Source organism: Acinetobacter sp. NIPH 2100 (assembly GCF_000369805.1).
Taxonomy (GTDB): Bacteria; Pseudomonadota; Gammaproteobacteria; order Pseudomonadales; family Moraxellaceae; genus Acinetobacter.
In genome coordinates, this window is record NZ_KB850224.1 from 3,879,801 (window position 1) to 3,896,458 (window position 16,658).

18 protein-coding genes are annotated in these 16,658 nt (G+C 43.4%); 9 read left to right on the forward strand and 9 right to left on the reverse strand.

Features of this window, described 5'->3' with window-relative positions:
- Nucleotides 1–140: 140 nt before the first annotated feature.
- From F887_RS00225 to F887_RS00200, 6 genes are all read right to left on the reverse strand, one after another.
- Nucleotides 141–1,259 carry an acyltransferase family protein gene (locus tag F887_RS00225; RefSeq protein ID WP_005297692.1) on the reverse strand — a complete coding sequence of 373 codons (1,119 nt, stop codon included), beginning with the start codon at nucleotides 1,257–1,259 and terminating at the stop codon, nucleotides 141–143.
- Nucleotides 1,260–1,392: 133 nt separating this feature from the next.
- Nucleotides 1,393–2,277 (reverse strand): aromatic amino acid DMT transporter YddG, encoded by an 885-nt coding sequence (yddG, locus tag F887_RS00220; RefSeq protein WP_032863031.1) that lies wholly within the window; start codon nucleotides 2,275–2,277, stop codon nucleotides 1,393–1,395.
- Nucleotides 2,278–2,380: 103 nt separating this feature from the next.
- On the reverse strand, nucleotides 2,381–3,655 hold the full coding sequence (locus F887_RS00215) for a replication-associated recombination protein A (protein ID WP_171067499.1): 1,275 nt from the start codon (nucleotides 3,653–3,655) through the stop codon (nucleotides 2,381–2,383).
- A gap of 82 nt (nucleotides 3,656–3,737) precedes the next feature.
- Nucleotides 3,738–4,925 (reverse strand): class C beta-lactamase, encoded by a 1,188-nt coding sequence (gene ampC / locus F887_RS00210; protein ID WP_005297698.1) that lies wholly within the window; start codon nucleotides 4,923–4,925, stop codon nucleotides 3,738–3,740.
- Between the two features lie 25 nt (nucleotides 4,926–4,950).
- Nucleotides 4,951–6,114 carry a PQQ-dependent sugar dehydrogenase gene (locus F887_RS00205; RefSeq protein ID WP_005297701.1) on the reverse strand — a complete coding sequence of 388 codons (1,164 nt, stop codon included), beginning with the start codon at nucleotides 6,112–6,114 and terminating at the stop codon, nucleotides 4,951–4,953.
- 108 nt (nucleotides 6,115–6,222) lie between these two features.
- Entirely contained in the window at nucleotides 6,223–6,675 is a 453-nt protein-coding gene (locus F887_RS00200; RefSeq protein WP_032863226.1) for a YcgN family cysteine cluster protein, read from the reverse strand.
- A gap of 186 nt (nucleotides 6,676–6,861) precedes the next feature.
- Between F887_RS00200 and F887_RS18425 the strand changes: the two genes are divergently transcribed.
- The 7 genes from F887_RS18425 to ahr all read left to right on the forward strand — a co-directional run bounded on the left by F887_RS18425 (nucleotide 6,862) and on the right by ahr (nucleotide 12,026).
- On the forward strand, nucleotides 6,862–7,020 hold the full coding sequence (locus tag F887_RS18425) for a DUF1328 domain-containing protein (RefSeq protein WP_004776391.1): 159 nt from the start codon (nucleotides 6,862–6,864) through the stop codon (nucleotides 7,018–7,020).
- 158 nt (nucleotides 7,021–7,178) lie between these two features.
- Nucleotides 7,179–7,916: a dienelactone hydrolase family protein gene (locus F887_RS00190; RefSeq protein ID WP_005297705.1), complete on the forward strand. Its 738-nt coding sequence runs from the start codon at nucleotides 7,179–7,181 to the stop codon at nucleotides 7,914–7,916.
- A gap of 589 nt (nucleotides 7,917–8,505) precedes the next feature.
- Nucleotides 8,506–9,543, forward strand: coding sequence for an A/G-specific adenine glycosylase (mutY, locus tag F887_RS00185; protein WP_005297707.1), 1,038 nt, complete (start codon nucleotides 8,506–8,508; stop codon nucleotides 9,541–9,543).
- Nucleotides 9,544–9,566: 23 nt separating this feature from the next.
- Nucleotides 9,567–10,118: a M23 family metallopeptidase gene (locus F887_RS00180; protein WP_416201974.1), complete on the forward strand. Its 552-nt coding sequence runs from the start codon at nucleotides 9,567–9,569 to the stop codon at nucleotides 10,116–10,118.
- Between the two features lie 9 nt (nucleotides 10,119–10,127).
- Nucleotides 10,128–10,373 carry a hypothetical protein gene (locus tag F887_RS00175; protein WP_005297711.1) on the forward strand — a complete coding sequence of 82 codons (246 nt, stop codon included), beginning with the start codon at nucleotides 10,128–10,130 and terminating at the stop codon, nucleotides 10,371–10,373.
- Nucleotides 10,374–10,409: 36 nt separating this feature from the next.
- Nucleotides 10,410–10,964, forward strand: coding sequence for a DNA-3-methyladenine glycosylase I (locus F887_RS00170; protein WP_005297713.1), 555 nt, complete (start codon nucleotides 10,410–10,412; stop codon nucleotides 10,962–10,964).
- A 36-nt stretch (nucleotides 10,965–11,000) separates the two neighbouring features.
- Entirely contained in the window at nucleotides 11,001–12,026 is a 1,026-nt protein-coding gene (gene ahr / locus F887_RS00165) for an NADPH-dependent aldehyde reductase Ahr (RefSeq protein ID WP_005297714.1), read from the forward strand.
- Between the two features lie 51 nt (nucleotides 12,027–12,077).
- On the opposite strand, the gene F887_RS00160 is transcribed toward ahr, so the two are convergent.
- Together F887_RS00160 and F887_RS00155 are read right to left on the reverse strand one after the other, a co-directional pair.
- The gene (locus F887_RS00160; protein ID WP_005297716.1) at nucleotides 12,078–12,896 is read right to left on the reverse strand and encodes an isocitrate lyase/PEP mutase family protein; all 819 of its coding nucleotides are present in this window, start codon (nucleotides 12,894–12,896) and stop codon (nucleotides 12,078–12,080) included.
- Between the two features lie 38 nt (nucleotides 12,897–12,934).
- On the reverse strand, nucleotides 12,935–14,362 hold the full coding sequence (locus F887_RS00155) for an aminotransferase-like domain-containing protein (protein WP_005297717.1): 1,428 nt from the start codon (nucleotides 14,360–14,362) through the stop codon (nucleotides 12,935–12,937).
- Nucleotides 14,363–14,452: 90 nt separating this feature from the next.
- Here F887_RS00155 and F887_RS00150 point away from each other — a divergent pair, with 90 nt between their 5' ends.
- Entirely contained in the window at nucleotides 14,453–14,863 is a 411-nt protein-coding gene (locus F887_RS00150) for a hypothetical protein (protein ID WP_005297719.1), read from the forward strand.
- On the opposite strand, the gene F887_RS00145 is transcribed toward F887_RS00150, so the two are convergent.
- Complete coding sequence (locus F887_RS00145) at nucleotides 14,811–15,713, reverse strand: LysR family transcriptional regulator (RefSeq protein ID WP_005297721.1); 903 nt, start codon at nucleotides 15,711–15,713, stop codon at nucleotides 14,811–14,813. The two genes, F887_RS00150 and F887_RS00145, sit on opposite strands and share 53 nt — an antisense overlap.
- A 137-nt stretch (nucleotides 15,714–15,850) precedes the next feature.
- On the opposite strand from F887_RS00145, the gene dkgB reads away from it, so the two are divergent.
- On the forward strand, nucleotides 15,851–16,657 hold the full coding sequence (dkgB, locus tag F887_RS00140) for a 2,5-didehydrogluconate reductase DkgB (protein WP_005297723.1): 807 nt from the start codon (nucleotides 15,851–15,853) through the stop codon (nucleotides 16,655–16,657).
- Nucleotide 16,658: the final 1 nt, after the last annotated feature.

Here is a 16,658-nt window from a genome sequence, read left to right on the forward strand (position 1 = left end):
AAATCCATATTTTTATTATGTCTTTTTTGATTAAAACGGATTCCGCAGGTGATAGAAAGCATTTATGAATTATTTTTGTAATGATTGGTCAATTTTTTCCTATGCTGTAACCTCTGACATGCACAGATCTGGCAGATCAGTTAAAACATTTTTGCCAGTTTATTCGATGCTTTAATCGCAATATCATCAACATAACGACTATAAGGTTGTGCCAATGCAACACTCAGCAGCACAGTCAATATACTCGCCAACAGAGCTGCATTGAGATAAGACAGCTGTAATTGCACGTGGAATAGATTAAACAATGGAATACCCAAAGCATAAATCACAGCAAGATGGATCAGATAAATCGAGAATGAAATCTTGCCGAGAAACACTAGAAAACGCTGATCAAAGAATTGCGCTAACCACTTGCCTTTCAGCACAGCATACACAATGCAAAAACCGCCAAGGAAATTGAGGTAATCATAAGTTTGTTCACCCAAAAACTGGGTAAAAACCTGATAACTGGCGCTGCTGTTATGTGCACCACAAAAATATAGCCCGATTAGAAACAACAGGATTGAAATCGTCGTACTTAATTCTACCGCATAAAGAAATAGCCCCATCCCCAGAATAAAACTGAGCAGGCCCAACAAGACCGTTTGCGAGATCGTATAAGCCGTGATCACGCTGAACAGCAAAAAGATGCCACAAAGAATCGGCAATTTGCCATAAAAATAACAGGCCAGATAAATCACCAACGACCCAAGCAACTCAATTTGCATGGTCCACAGCACCCAGTTATAGCTGGAGTCTCCAAATAAGAATGCACCAATACTGCCTTCATACAATGCGGTACGCAGTTGTGGATGTGGGTTGGCCAATGCAGTCCCCCATTCTGAAACATGGGAGACATCAACGGGTACAAAACAAACCAGATAGGCAATCACACAGGAGATAAAAGCAGGAATAGCCAAACGCGGATAGCGCTTAATCAAGGAGGTTTTCAGTTGGGCCGCCGTATTTTGCTTTTTAAAACTGGATAAGGTCAGTACAAATCCACTTAAAACAAAGAATACAAAAACAGCACCTGTACCTGAATAGAAAAAAGCCAAAGGTGAATGATGTAACTGTGCAAAGAAATCATATTGCGGCACCGCACTGACATCAAAATTATGCAGTTGCGGAAAGAAAGTCAGTGATAGATGTGACAACACAACGGCGAGACATGCCAAACCTCGGATACTTTCCGCAGCATTAATTTTGTTTGTGGTCATGGTGGAGCTTGATCATCCTTGATAGGCGGGATGATGCGACCTTTTATCTACAGTGTCTAGTGGTCACTTACAAAAATACAGTGACTACTGAGGTGTATCTCCACTTCACACTCAGCTCAAACCCGACTTCGATTTAGTGCTTTGCTCGTGTCGACATCCAGCACAGAATTGAGCCCAAACACACCATAAATGCGCCATACCAAAAGGAAATTGTCAGTGGCGTGCTAAGTAAAATGGCTGAGAAAAAAGCAGATAAAACTGGAATAAAATAAGATGCGCCTGCCAATAGAGTCACATTGCCATGCAGAATTCCAACATTCCATGCTGCATAACCAAAGCCCATCGCTGCTGCCGCACAAAACAATGAAATTGAAGATGGCCAATCGAAATGAAACGCTGCCCCACCCATCAAGAAATACTTGATCCAAAGTACCACCGACACCAGAATAAAGAACAAAGTGATGCCATTCACGCCCTTGGCGATTCTAGCAGTGAGCGTGCAATAAGCCGCCCATAACAAGGTTCCAATAAATGCCAGCCCATAACTGAGTGGATTGTGCTGTATGTTTTGCATCATTCCAGCGAGGTCAAAGCCCTGCTCACCACCAAGTACCCAGCAGATCCCCAATAACGACAATACAAAACCAGGAATAATGAGAAAATTGGCCTTTTGCTGATTAAACACAATTGCGGCCACCATGGTAAAAGTTGGCCATAAATAATTGACCATGCCCACTTCAATCGCCTGTCGATTATTACTGCTATAGCCAATCGACAGAGACAGGCAAACCTCATAGGCAACAAATAAAATGCTGCCCCAAATTAAATAAGCTTTGGGAAAACTTTTGAGACTGGTCCAACCGACCGAGAAAAACAGGAAAATTGAGGCCAGTGTATAAATCAGTGCTGCACCGCCCACTGCGCCAAAATGACTGCTGACCTCCTTGATCAAAGCAACAATCAAACTCCATAACAAGATCGCAATCAATCCAACCAGTGTCGCTTTTTTTGTGTTCATTTTTATACAAATAGAAAGTTTAGACCAAAGCAAAATCCCCTCGTTTTAAAACAGAACTTCGCTTTGGAAAATTTAAAATGAGGGAATATCCGAGATTATTCGCTTACTGCTGTTGTTGTTCCTGCTGCCAACGACGCTGTTGTAAACGTTCACCTTCAACTTCACGTTTATTTAAGGCTCGCTCATACAACTTGGTACCGCGTAGTTCAGGCGGCAAATAGTCCTGCAACACAAAATGCTCTGGATAATTATGCGGATACAGATAATCCACCCCATAACCTTGCTGTTTCATTAACTTGGTCGGTGCATTGCGCAGATGTAATGGCACAGGAAGATTTGCAGTTTTTTCTGCCAGCTCCAACGCTCGGTTAATGGCTAAATAGGTACTGTTACTTTTTGGACTGGTCGCCAAGTAAACTGCACATTGCCCCAAAATAATTCGTGCTTCGGGCATCCCTACCGCTTGTACTGAACGGAAGCATTCTCCTGCCAGTAACAGGGCATTTGGATTTGAATTACCAATGTCTTCCGATGCAGCAATCAGCATACGACGCGCAATAAAGACTGGATCTTCACCACCTTTCAGCATCCGAGCCATCCAGTACAGTGTCGCATCTGGATCACTGCCACGAATAGATTTGATAAATGCCGAAACCAGATCATAATGTTGCTCACCCGATTTGTCATAGCGGGCAATATTTTGCTGCGCCACTTTGACCACAATCGCATTGGTCACGATATTTTCAATATCCGGCTCAAAGGTACTGGCAATCAGATCAATCAGATTGAGCGCCTTACGTGCGTCACCCGCAGCGAATTGAATCAGGGCATCGTATTCTTCAATCTGAATAAAACGCTCTTTCAAGAACTTATCGCTCTGAATGGCTTTATTCAGTAAGGTTTGAATGGCATCTGCATCCAGACTATTCAGGGTATAGACCTGACAGCGGGACAGCAACGCACTATTGACCTCGAAAGATGGGTTTTCAGTGGTTGCACCAATCAAGGTGATTTTGCCTTTCTCAACCGCATTGAGTAAGGCATCTTGCTGAGATTTATTGAAGCGATGAATCTCGTCAATAAAGACCACAGGTGTCAACAAGTCACCACTTTCCGCAATCACTTCACGAAGCTCTTTTACGCCCGTATTCAACGCAGATAAGCTGATAAAAGGACGATCTACAGCTTGAGCCAATAACAATGCAATCGTGGTCTTCCCGACGCCTGGCGGGCCCCAGAAGATGATTGAAGGCAAGTGCCCTTGATCAATCATCTGACGTAAAGGGGCGTTTTCACCTAGCAAATGATCTTGTCCAATAATTTCGGATAAGTCACGAGGGCGTAAGCGTTCAGGTAAAGGAATATGCGTATCTGACATCATCACTGGCTTTATGATCTTTTACCCTAGTCTATTGTGTCTGACACAAATCTACAATTTGAATCTGTAGACATGCGACATTCTATTGCGCGCTGTTCACTTGAATCAATTGCTGCATCACGCCATAACTGGCTTTAATCCGTTCTTGATTCGGAAAATTGGTATTGGCTAACATGACAATCCCGATTTTTTGTTGTGGAATAAAGGCTGCATACGCACCAAAGCCATTGCTTGATCCTGTTTTATTAAAGAACGTTGCTGCTGAAGCAATTTTTGGTTGTTTAACCGCGAGCGCAGTATGGCTTTCTAAGGCCATTTTACTGGAGTTACCTTCTAACAAGGTCTCTAATTTCACAGGATATGCATATTGTTCCCATCCCAAGCCTTGTGTCATCGCACCGACTTTAAAATACCCCACATGGGTGTTCTCTATTGCTTTGCGAAGCGGCTGTTTTAACTGCTGCGGGTTGATCTGTGCATCCAGAAATTTCAGCATATCCGCACTGCTACTTTTCACACCATAGGCTTCGGCATCCAACATGCCTGGCGATACACGCATGGCTTGATCCGCTTTATAGCCCCAAGCATAGTGCTGCATCTGTTGCTCAGGTACCTGAATAAAACTGTGTGTTAGTCCCAATTGGGGGAAAAGGGTTTGCTCCAATAATTCAGCATAGGGTTTCTTCATCGCCAATGCCGTGACATAGCCCATCAAGCCGATACTTGGATTGGAATACTGTCTTGCCGCACCAACTTTGGTCTTTGGTTGCCATGTTTGAAAATACTTGACCATATCCTGTGGCTGGGTCACCTGATCAGGAAACTGCAAAGGAAAACCACCTGCGCTATAGGTGCCGAGATTCAGTAAGGTGGCACGATTCACCGCAGTGTTCTTGAGTTCAGGGAAATATTTGGCAGGATGATCAGCAAATGAAAGCTGGCCTTGTGCTTGTGCATAACCCGCTAAAGTTGCATTAAAGGTCTTACTCACCGAGCCAAGTTCAAATAAGGTATGGTTGCTAATGGGTTGCTGGCTTTGTTTCGACGCTACCCCATAATTCACGAAATAATGCTTGCCATTCAATGTGACTGCAACCGCCATACCAGGGATTTTATACTGTGCTAACAAGGGCTTGAACTGCTGATCTACAATTTTTTGAACTTGTTGCTCCGTCAAAGTTCCTGCCCAAAGTGCTGAACTGCTAGACACTAATCCTGTCAGTAAACATAGTTTTTTTAAAGTCATAGAAAAGGTATTCGGCTGATTCATGGATTATTTCACTGTTAGTTAAAATTTAATTGGCACTGAGTTTCAGTAACTTGGCATGCGGACCATCTTCGATGACCCAAATCGAACCATCCGTGGCTTGCTGTAGCCCACGAATTCGCTGTTTCATATCGAGCCGTTGTACTTCTCGCACAGGTTCAGATTTCAAGTCCACCACCACAACGGCTTTCGAAGATAAACCACCGATGAGAGCCTTATGTTGCCATAAAGGAAACTGCTGACCTGAATAAATGATCATGCTGGACGGTGAAATCACAGGCGTCCAATCAATTGCAGGAGCTTTAAATTCTGGACGGGTATGATGATCTGGAATGGGCAAACCCGAATAATGATCTCCATTTGAAACCACGGGATAGCCATAATTTTCACCTTTCACAATACGATTCAACTCATCACCGCCTTGAGGGCCCATTTCAACCACCCACAACTGGTCTTGCGCATCAAATGCCATACCCAGTGGATTACGATGGCCTAAAGACCAGATTTCAGCAGTGACGCCACCCTGTTGATAAAATGGATTCCCCTCCGCAGCAGTTCCATCCTCATTCAAGCGCAAGACTTTGCCTAAATTACTTTTTAAATCCTGAGCAGGGTCAAATTTCTGCCGCTCGCCCGAGCTGACCCACAGTTTGCCATCTGGTCCAAATTGCATACGATGCCCATAATGTCCCTGTCCTGAGACCTTAGGCACTTGCTGCCAAATGGTTTTTAAATCGGTGAGTTTGGGTTGTGCAGGATTGGATAAATCCAGCGTGGCGCGTGCAATCTCCGCACCATATCCAGCTTGCCCTTTGCTGGCATAGCTCAAATACAGCTCGTGATTATGCTGAAAATCGGGGTGTAAAATAATATCGCCTAAACCGCCTTGCCCACCATAACTCACTGTTGGAACACCAGCTATATTGATACTGGATTTGCTTTTAGGATCGAATAATTTTAATTTTCCTTTGCGTTCCGTAATCAATAACCGTTGATCAGGCAACTTGGTGATCGCCCAAGGTTCATCGAATTCGGCCACAGACTCAGTTCGATACGTTTGCGCAATGCTCTGACTCGAAGCATGTTGGGCTGTATTCTGCTCTGGCGTTTTGGAATTGCTTTCGTTGGCACCACAAGCGACCAGAAATAAAATGCCACTGTATAACACAGGTGTCATCAACAGTTTATTCACGGCATATCTCCCTCTTTTTATTCTTATCTTAGGGAATTGCATTCATAAAAATACTGTAAAAGTGTTGTTGTTATGATGACTGAGTTTTCTTGATTGCCTAGGTAAAGATCAGCGTATCCAACGCACAATATAATCTTCAATCTGTTCCTCATCAATTTCAGTTTCTGAAATACAACGCCCGGCTGCGGACTTCTTCGCCTTGATCACACTTTGACGCGAACCTGTATTGAGGTAATGCCAAGACGGCAAATTCTTGCCTTCACTTAAACGACGGTACGCACAGCTTGGCGGCAACCAAGAAATCGTACTGAGCCGCTCAGGTGTCAGCTGAATACAGTCAGGCACTTGTTGCTGACGGTTGGGGTAATCTGAACAACGCGCGGTTTTACAATCCAACAATTTGCACGACACTTTGGTATAAGCCACTTCTGCGGTTTCTTCGTCTTCTAACTTGACCAGACAACATAAACCACAACCATCACACAATGCTTCCCACTCCGCATTGCTGAGCTGATCAAGCGGATATTGTTTCCAAAAGTTGGGGCGCAATTCGACGGACATACCAGTTGTTTCAATTTTAAAGGAGCTTTGCATTATAGCATTCATCCATGCTCAACTTGGCCCAATCTCTTTTAACTCATTTAACACTTCTTTAAGTATTAAACATTTAAACCACATAAACACCACATTTCGCTTAAAAAACACACGCTATAGTGGACTCATAACGAAAAATTAGGAGAACACGACATGTTCCGTTGGGCCATTATTTTTGCTGTAATCGCGCTCATTGCCAGTTTATTAGGTTTTGGTGGTGTGGCAGGTTTATCCAAAGATTTCGCAGTCATCTTATTGGTTGTTGCTGTCATCTTAGCAATCGTTGGGTTTATATCTAGAGGTAAAGTCTAGTTATCTGACTTACCCAAAAAATAAAAAAGAAGAATCTTGGTATTCTTCTTTTTTATTTTTAATCGCCGCTAAAACAAGCGTATTTATTCTGTTTTTACGCTGCCATCCTTTTTATGTTTTAATCAATGCATTCTAAAAATACAGATCAGGATTATAGAATGAGCTTCCCGATTAACACCCGTGAAATTGAATATACCGCTCCCGATGGTCAACTCTTAATTGGTTATTTCGCTGCACCCGCAATTGATATGCCTGTTGCAGGCGTGATTGTTGCACCTGAATGGTGGGGGCGTAATGCATACACTGAGCAACGCGCACATGAGCTTGCCGAACATGGTTTTGCTGCTCTAGCAATTGATATGTATGGCGATAAAAAAGTGACCACGGCTGTACCCCAAGCTTCAGAATGGATGAATCAAACTTTTGAGCATGCAGATACCATCGTCAATCGTGCTCAAGCAGGCTTAGAAACTTTAGCAGCTCAAGCAGAAGTCAATGCAGATAAACTTGCAGCAGTCGGTTTCTGTTATGGTGGTAAAGTGGTATTGGATTTAGCTCGTTCAGGTGCAGATCTCAAAGCAGTTGCAACCTTTCATGCCATCTTGAGTCCTAAAGCCCCTGCTGAGAAAGGCAAAGTTAAAGCCGAGATTTTAGTGCTACATGGTGAGTTGGACAGCATGGTGACCTTAGACAATGTCGCAAGCTTCCGTCAGGAAATGCATGATGCAGGCGTTGATCACGACGTGATTATTTTTGAAGACGCAAAGCATGGTTTTAGTAACCCACTTGCTGATGAACGTGCTAAAGCCAACAATGTTGACTTAGGTTATAACGCTGAAGCTGAGCGTCAAAGTCTTGAAGCGATGTATGAGCTGTTGGATAAACATTTAAAGTGATTTGAAAATATTGCTAAAAGTCTAGAGGCAAAGAATGAAACAAAATAACTTTTTTTGTTTAATCACTCGATAATCTTTGCTGTTTGTAAAACCAGAATCTAAACGCTCGTAAAAGTTTACTAGAGCAAAGGCGACATGGATGTCGCCCATTGAACTGCATTACAAGGACGTAATGTCAGTTCAATAAAGGATTTTTGCTTACTTTTCATCCTTGAAAAGTAAGGCGAGCCGCAGGCTGATGAAAAGTTAGATAAGAGCTTAGCATAGCTCCGCAGTGCTAGCATTGCCCCATTTTATACTCAAAATTGCAATCATTACATGTAGGGCGATGCCTTATTTTGACGGGTCATGAGTTTCGACTAACGCAACGCAAGGCCCCCCTCTATTGGGCTGATTATACTGCCTGAGCAATTGTCAAAGCAGCTCATTGGGCGGCATCCATGCCTTTGCTCAGGCAAATATAGACGAGACTTGAATCAAACCTTGATCTAAACCCACGCCCCAATCTCGTTAATGTTCCAATAGAATTTTAACGCCTAAAAAACCTATTTCCGCTATACTACACCCCTGCTTTTTACTGTTCTGATTCATGCCTGATTTTTCATTTTCTGATGCCCTGCTTACATGGTTCGACCAACACGGTCGCCATGACTTACCATGGCAAGTTGCCGATGATCCGTACAAGGTATGGGTCTCAGAAATCATGCTGCAACAGACGCAAGTCAAAACTGTACTGCAATATTTCGACCGTTTTATTGAACGATTTCCAACCGTAGAAACCCTAGGAAAAGCCAGCTGGGATGATGTCGCCCCGTATTGGGCAGGACTCGGCTACTATGCTCGCGCACGCAATCTACATAAAGCGGCAGGGATCGTTAGCCAAAAAGGTGAGTTTCCAGAAACCCTAGAACAATGGATCGAACTCCCAGGCATTGGCCGCTCCACTGCTGGAGCATTGATGTCGCTGGGCTTACGCCAGTATGGCGTGATTATGGACGGTAACGTGAAACGTGTTTTAGCGCGTTTTCTTGCGATCGAAGATGATTTGTCCAAGCCACAACATGAACGAGCGCTATGGCAAATTGCAGAAGATCTTTGTCCAAAAGAGCGCAATCATGATTATACTCAAGCGATCATGGATTTAGGGGCTACCGTGTGTACCCCCAAAAAACCGCTGTGTTTATATTGCCCGATGCAACAACACTGCCAAGCCTATCAACAAGGCATCGAACAGGAACTCCCCTTCAAAAAAGCCAAGAAACCCGTTCCAGTTAGAACAGCCAATGTGTTACTGATCCAATCTGGAGATGAATGGTTCTGGCAACAACGTGAAGCGCATGGTCTGTGGGGAGGATTGTATTGTCTTCCGATTATTGAACAAGCAACCGAATTACAACAGATTGAGCAGCACTTTAAACTACAAGCTCAAGTATCATCATTGCAGATTAGCCATAGCTTTACTCACTTCACTTGGTTACTGCATGAAAAACTGTTCCACGTGGAACATGATCAAAAAGAACAGTTAAGCATCGAATTAAATGGCATATGGCTAAGCCCAGAAAATGCGATTGCCAAAGGCATTCCAACAGCCATGAAAAAATTGATTACAGCCAAGCAAAACACTTAAAGCGCTTTATGCTGTCGATCAAAATGCAAGGAGTTTGTGTGCGTCGTTCGATTTCCTATACCGTTCTTGGTGTTCTGATGGTTCTACTTTCAGCATGTACCACTGCCCCAAAAAAACCAACACCCTTGCCCAACGCACAGGTGAATAAACTGAAAAATATGCGTCTAGATAGCCGCCTACCCGTTCCAGTCAAAGGTGTGAGTCAAAACGAATTACGTGATACTTGGGGTGCTGCACGTAGTCAGGGTCGTAGCCATGAAGGCATCGATATCATGGCAGAGCGTGGTACGAAAGTGTATAGTGCGACCGAAGGCTTAGTTGCTGATTTACGTAATAATAATTTAGGTGGCAAAGTGATCTGGATCATTGGACCAGCAGGCTCTTGGCACTATTATGCGCATTTGGACGGTCATAAACGCGGTCTCAAGGTTGGTGACTATGTGCGTAAAGGTGATCTGATCGGTTATGTGGGAAATACTGGTAATGCTCGTTATACCTCTCCACATTTACACTACGGAATTTATTTAAATGGCAAAGGGCGTGGTGCAGTCAATCCATACCCGTATTTACGTTAGGAATCTACAATGTCAGAAGCATTGATTGAACGTCTGGTTGAATTTGCAGAGTCTGGAAATCAGCAGAAAATCATCATTCAGGGTACCAGCTATCAAGGTTGGATCATGGAAATTACCGAAGATGCTTTGTTGATTAGTACAGGCTTTGCCGATAAATCAGGTAAAGACTTTTGGCTTAAATTTACTGATTTAAATAGCGCAGAACTGTATTATTGGGATACTCGCCCAAATGAATGGGTGGCATTCCAACTTTAAATTATGCTGTTCAAATAACAATAAGGAGCATCAAATATGTCAACTCAACGCTGTGGCTGGTGCTCCGATGATCCCCTCTATATCGCCTACCATGATCAAGAATGGGGCAAGGCTCAACATGACGAAACCCATTTGTTTGAGATGCTCTGTCTAGAAGGACAACAAGCCGGACTTTCATGGATTACGGTACTGAAAAAACGTGATCACTACCGCTCACATTTCTTTCAACATTCCATTTCCGAAGTCGCGGCACTGACGGATGATCAACTCGAATTCAAACTCAGTGACGCAGGCTTAATCCGTCACATCGGTAAGTTAAAAGCCATCCGTGATAATGCGATTGCTTGGCTCAAACTCAAAGATGAGGTCAACGATGTCCCCGCTTGGTTATGGAGTTTTGTCGATCATCAAACCGAAAATAATGATGTGGCGAATTACCGCGAAGCACCTGCACAAACTGAGCTTAGCCAGAAACTATCAAAAACCTTAAAAAAACGTGGCTTTAAATTCGTGGGCCCAACCACCTGTTATGCGTTTATGCAAGCGGTTGGTATGGTCAATGACCACGAAAATCATTGCCAATTTAAATAACAAATCATCATCGATTTTCCTTGAATGGGAGTTCCAATGAGCAATAATCAAATTCGCGCTTATGCTGCAATGCAAGCAGGTGAGCAAGTGGTGCCGTACCAATTTGATGCGGGAGACTTAAAAGCCCATCAAGTTGAAGTCAAAGTTGAATATTGTGGGCTGTGTCACTCCGACCTGTCTGTGATTAATAATGAGTGGCAATCATCGGTTTATCCTGCGGTTGCTGGACATGAAATCATTGGTACCATCCTTGCACTGGGATCAGAAGCCAAAGGATTAAAAGTCGGTCAACGCGTGGGGATTGGCTGGACTGCTGAAACCTGCCAAGCCTGTGATCCTTGTATTGGTGGCAATCAGGTTTTATGTACAGGTGAGAAAACAGCGACCATCGTTGGTCATGCAGGCGGTTTTGCAGATAAAGTCCGTGCAGGTTGGCAATGGGTCATTCCCCTTCCAGACGATTTAGATCCCGAAAGTGCTGGCCCACTGCTCTGTGGTGGCATCACGGTATTTGATCCTTTGCTGAAACACAAAATCCAAGCCACACATCATGTCGGGGTGATTGGTATTGGTGGTCTCGGTCATATCGCAATTAAGTTGCTTAAAGCATGGGGCTGTGAAATTACCGCTTTCAGCTCGAACCCAGATAAAACCGAAGAACTCAAAGCTATGGGTGCCGATCACGTGGTCAATAGCCGTGATGCGCAAGCGATTAAAGCACAACGTGGCAAGTTTGATTTATTGCTCAGTACGGTCAATGTAACGCTGAATTGGCAAGCCTACTTAAATACTTTGGCACCGAAAGGCAGTCTACATTTCCTCGGAGTAACTTTAGAACCGATCCCTGTTTCTGTCGGTGCAATCATGGGAGGTGCTAAATCTGTCACCTCTTCGCCGACTGGTTCACCTTTGGCACTTCGTCAACTTTTACAGTTCGCTGCACGCAAAAATATCGCACCGCAGGTTGAGTTATTTCCAATGTCACAGCTGAATGAAGCGATTGAAAGACTGCATTCGGGCCAAGCGCGTTATCGTATCGTACTCAAAGCTGATTTCGATTAATTCATGCTTTTCTGTACCCAATCCGCCAACTGTTGAATCGCTTGGCGGATTTCATCTCAGTCTTTTATTCAACTCAGCCCCAGAGATATTCTCTGCAAAACAGTTAAAATGACCAGTTTCCGCAATCGAAGTGGCTGCTTGAATAAAAGCATGCCATGCGGTCCGTGCCAATGCACTCCCTACACTGATTCGTCGAACGCCTAAAGATGCCAGCTCTTGCACACTGAGCTCACTGTCCCATGCAATCAGAACATTCACTGGTTTGGGTGCTACAGCTTGAACCACCGCAACAATCTGATCTGCTGTTTTTATACCAGGTGCATAAAGACAATCAGCACCCGCAGCAGAATAGGCTTTCAGCCGAGTAATGGTATCGTCTAAATCTGGAACGCCAATAAAAAAATTTTCAGCACGTCCGATCAACATCACGTCTTCACCACTTTCATCAATCGCTTTACGTGCTGCGGCTATCCTCTTAACAGCCTCCTCAAGCTCTCGTAATGGCTTTTCCGTATTTCCAGTCGAATCCTCAATCGATATCCCTGCAACACCTGTTGCAATCGCCATTGTTACGCTTTCAACAACGCCCTCGATTGTTTCTGCAAAACCACTTTCAAAATCTGCATTCACAGGTAGATCGGTTGATTGAACTATATAACCAAGATGAGCGAGTACCTCTGCTCGTGACAACTGTCCATCCGTTTTGCCACAAGACCATGCATAACCCGCACTGGTGGTTGCTAAAGCCTGATAACCGAGTTGCTGCAACATTTTTGCACTACCTGCATCCCATGGATTGGGCAATACAAAACATCCTGCCTGATGCAGATCACGAAATATTTTTCTTTTTTCAGCAATCGTGCGTTGCATTTTTTCGTGCCCCTTTAACTCAGATTGTTGATTAGATCTTAATGCTCTAATGAACTTAAACTCGCCCGTGTCCAATCTGCCAATTGTTGAATCGCTTGGCGGATTTCTGCTGTTAACGCATGACCTGCATTTAAACGCAAAAAGTGCTGATAACGCCGATCTTCTCCAAATACTTCCCCTGGCACAATATTAATCCCTTGGCCTTGTGCCAAATAATACAATTCCAAACCTGTAATACTATTTGGTAGTTGCATCCATAAAGCATAGCCCCCTTGTGATTGGCTTAATCCAATCGGAATACCCTGAAATACCTCGAGAATATAAGCCCGATACTGCTCAACCTGCCGCATCAGTTTAGGTCTTAACTGATCCAAATGTTCTCGATAGCCGCGGCTGTAAATAAAATCGGCTAAACCGAGTTGCAACGGCGTATTCACCCCCACATTGTTGGCCAACAATTGCGGTCTTAAATATTGCAGCTGTTGACCCAAGCAAAACCAACCAACACGATAAGCTGTAGATAATGATTTCGAGACCGAACCGCACCAGATGACATAGCCCTCATGATCCCAATAGCGGATGGGTAAAGGTCGTTCTTTTTGAAAGCTACATTCGCCATAAATATCATCTTCCAAGATAAAACATTGATACTGCTGGGCCAGTTGAGCAATCTGCTGTTTTTGCTCATTACTGAGACAATATCCCAATGGATTCTGAAAATTAGCAGTCAGTAAACAAAGCTTAGCACTGCCCTGTTTCATAAAAAACTCTAAGCGCTCTAGATCAATTCCACGATGATCTGCTGGAATCTCAATAATCTTGCGTTTCAGGCTAGCCAACATTTGCAACTGACCATTAAAGGTCGGGGTCGGAACTAAAATACTATCGCCCTCTTTGCTGATCTGTTGGATCAACAGCGATAAGGCAGGCATACAACCATTGGTAATAAAAATATCATCGGTCGCAACATAGATACCATCTTCACGCCAATGATCAGACAAGGCTTTACGAAGTTGCTGATGTCCCTGTTTATTACAATATAAAAAATCTTCAGGCTGGCAATGTTTCAATGCACGTTGCAAAGAGCGACGCAAGCCATCAACAGGAATCAAATGCGGAGACAGTTGAATCGCACCCAACGGCGTTAAATGATGCTGAATCGATGCAGTCTGGATTTGATTTTGCAGATCTAAATTTGAAACCTGACGAGCTTTGGACTCAAAATTCGGGCTGTCAGGTACCGCACTTTGATATTGTCTAGAATTCACAAAATAGCCCGATTTTGCTTTCACATAGATCAGCCCTTTTGCTTCCAACAATTCATAACACTGCTGTGCCGTACTCAAACTCACACTTTGCTGACGTGCAAATTCCCTTAAGGAACTTAATTTCTGCTGGGGTTGCAGCTCATGTTGATAAATCTTGTGAGCCAATTGTTCTGCCAAGCGCTGATAGTGAAAAGTCATCTCTGTACTGCTTTTTTATAAATTTCTGTATCTGTATTGGTTTATACAACACCTTTAAGCTATAAAAATCAACAGCCAAAGGATAAAACCATGAAAAATAATATCTTATTTATATTAAGCACTGTTTTATTTACAGGCTGCAACCTCACTGACCAAGCAACCTACCAGCAACAACAGGTGTGTAAGTCTCTTTCAGAAGGATACTTAAGGCTTCAAAATCAACCGACCTATGAATTATGGAAAATGGAGAAAGCTGAAGCTCCGCAGCAAACTCGGATCATCAAAATGACCTATAAAAAGCCCAATGAAAATGGTCTGATGCTCTCAAGCAACTTTCTGCCAACGGTCGAACTTGAATGCAAGTTACAACAGCAACATATTGTGGTTTCTGTAATACAAAAAACGGGACCATCAATTCCAGTGCTGAATGTACAACTTCAAAATGAGACTATTGGCAAACCGAGAAGCCCTGACTTAGTTGCTCAGTCAAGAACTCAATAAATAAACGGACCCGTTTCGGCAAGTGCTCTTGTTGATAATAAACAGCATGGATGCTTTGATAAGAATGTTCTATCTGATCTTCAAACAGTGCTTCTAGACGCCCTTCTCGCATGTCCTGCCAGATTTCAAACTCGGAGAGTCTCGCAATGCCTTGCCCACGCAAACATAATTGGCGTACCGTTTCACCACTCGATGCTTTTACTTTGGGCTGGGCCTGAAAATATTCAGCACCAACTTTAATTGGCCATGTATTGATATAGGTAGGACGGGTAAAACCAATCACATCATGCTCAGTTAATGCCTTGGGATGTAAGGGTTTACCTTTGCGTTGTAAATAGTCTGGACTAGCAACAATATAAATACGACTTTTACACACCAATTTGGCATGTAAGCTAGAATCATGTAATTCACCAAAACGGAAAGCAACATCGGTCTTATGTTCCAAAAGATCAATCACCAAATCATTGCTATTCAACTCGATTTCAATATTGGGATAACACTTTCGAAACTTATGTACCAATGGTGTGATCACATGCAAGATAAATGGTGTCGCGGAATCTATTCGTATTACCCCCGAGGTATCCTGATCTGATTTTTGTAGTGCCTCTTCGGCGGCATTGAGATCACTTAAAATTTTACGGGCCTGTTGCAGGAATTGCTGTCCTTCCTGTGTCAGTTTTAATTTTCGAGTGGTACGCTCTAACAATGTCACTTCAAGTTTAGATTCTAAGCGACTAAGCGAACGACTCAATCCAGATGCGGTCTGCCCCAGTCGTTCTGCAGCGGCAATAAAGGAACCTGTATCGACAATGGTCATAAAAGCCAGCAGTTCTTCTACGGTTGATTTCATTGCCACCCTTCAATTATTGATATTTAGTCAACTGTATTTTGCAAATTCATCTATTTTTTAGCAACAATAATCATCGCAAAATAACAGCCATCCACAAAATAGCTCTACCGAGCATGCAAAAAGATTAGGTGAAAAATATGCGTATCCCTCAATTTGGTTTAGGTACTTTCCGTCTTAAAGAACAAGCGGTAATTGATTCCGTCAAAACAGCCCTAGAAGTAGGCTATCGTGCAATTGATACCGCACAGGTTTATGAAAATGAAACGGCAGTTGGTCAAGCAATTGCTGAAAGTGGTGTCGCACGTCAAGACTTATTCCTCACCACAAAAATCTGGGTCGACAATTTTGCTGAAGACAAATTCATTCCCAGCTTAAAAGACAGCTTACAAAAGCTTCGTACGGATGCTATCGATCTCACCTTGATCCACTGGCCTGCTCCACAACTCGGTGTGTCCATCCCAAGTGTGATGCAATTGCTATTAGAAGCCAAACAACAAGGTTTGACCAAGCAAATTGGGATCTCGAATTTCAATATTGCTTTGACTCAGCAAGCGATTGACAGCATTGGTGTAGAGCACATTGCAACCAACCAGATTGAGTTAAGTCCTTATTTGCAGAACCGCACATTGGTCAATTTTTTACGTGAACAGAATATTGATGTGACCTCATACATGACCTTGGCTTATGGCAAAGTGTTGCACGATCCAACTTTATTGGAGATTGCAGCACAACATCAAGCAACGACTGCACAGGTAGCCTTGGCTTGGGCATTACAAAATGGTTTTGCTGTGATTCCATCATCAACCAAACGCGAAAACCTGATCAGCAACTTAAAAGCTCAAGACTTAACCTTAAGTGCAGAGGAAATGCAGTTGATCGCTCAGCTTGAACGTAATGGGCGAGAAGTGAGTCCCGAACCATTTGCGCCTGAATGGGACAAATAAC

Coding starts and splice junctions, on each gene's coding strand:
- F887_RS00225 (WP_005297692.1), bottom strand. CDS start 1,259: ATGACCACAAACAAAATTAATGCTGCGGAAAGTATCCGAGGTTTGGCA.
- yddG (WP_032863031.1), bottom strand. CDS start 2,277: ATGAACACAAAAAAAGCGACACTGGTTGGATTGATTGCGATCTTGTTA.
- F887_RS00215 (WP_171067499.1), bottom strand. CDS start 3,655: ATGTCAGATACGCATATTCCTTTACCTGAACGCTTACGCCCTCGTGAC.
- ampC (WP_005297698.1), bottom strand. CDS start 4,925: ATGAATCAGCCGAATACCTTTTCTATGACTTTAAAAAAACTATGTTTA.
- F887_RS00200 (WP_032863226.1), bottom strand. CDS start 6,675: ATGTCCGTCGAATTGCGCCCCAACTTTTGGAAACAATATCCGCTTGAT.
- F887_RS18425 (WP_004776391.1), top strand. CDS start 6,862: ATGTTCCGTTGGGCCATTATTTTTGCTGTAATCGCGCTCATTGCCAGT.
- F887_RS00190 (WP_005297705.1), top strand. CDS start 7,179: ATGAGCTTCCCGATTAACACCCGTGAAATTGAATATACCGCTCCCGAT.
- mutY (WP_005297707.1), top strand. CDS start 8,506: ATGCCTGATTTTTCATTTTCTGATGCCCTGCTTACATGGTTCGACCAA.
- F887_RS00180 (WP_416201974.1), top strand. CDS start 9,567: ATGCAAGGAGTTTGTGTGCGTCGTTCGATTTCCTATACCGTTCTTGGT.
- F887_RS00175 (WP_005297711.1), top strand. CDS start 10,128: ATGTCAGAAGCATTGATTGAACGTCTGGTTGAATTTGCAGAGTCTGGA.
- F887_RS00170 (WP_005297713.1), top strand. CDS start 10,410: ATGTCAACTCAACGCTGTGGCTGGTGCTCCGATGATCCCCTCTATATC.
- ahr (WP_005297714.1), top strand. CDS start 11,001: ATGAGCAATAATCAAATTCGCGCTTATGCTGCAATGCAAGCAGGTGAG.
- F887_RS00160 (WP_005297716.1), bottom strand. CDS start 12,896: ATGCAACGCACGATTGCTGAAAAAAGAAAAATATTTCGTGATCTGCAT.
- F887_RS00155 (WP_005297717.1), bottom strand. CDS start 14,362: ATGACTTTTCACTATCAGCGCTTGGCAGAACAATTGGCTCACAAGATT.
- F887_RS00150 (WP_005297719.1), top strand. CDS start 14,453: ATGAAAAATAATATCTTATTTATATTAAGCACTGTTTTATTTACAGGC.
- F887_RS00145 (WP_005297721.1), bottom strand. CDS start 15,713: ATGAAATCAACCGTAGAAGAACTGCTGGCTTTTATGACCATTGTCGAT.
- dkgB (WP_005297723.1), top strand. CDS start 15,851: ATGCGTATCCCTCAATTTGGTTTAGGTACTTTCCGTCTTAAAGAACAA.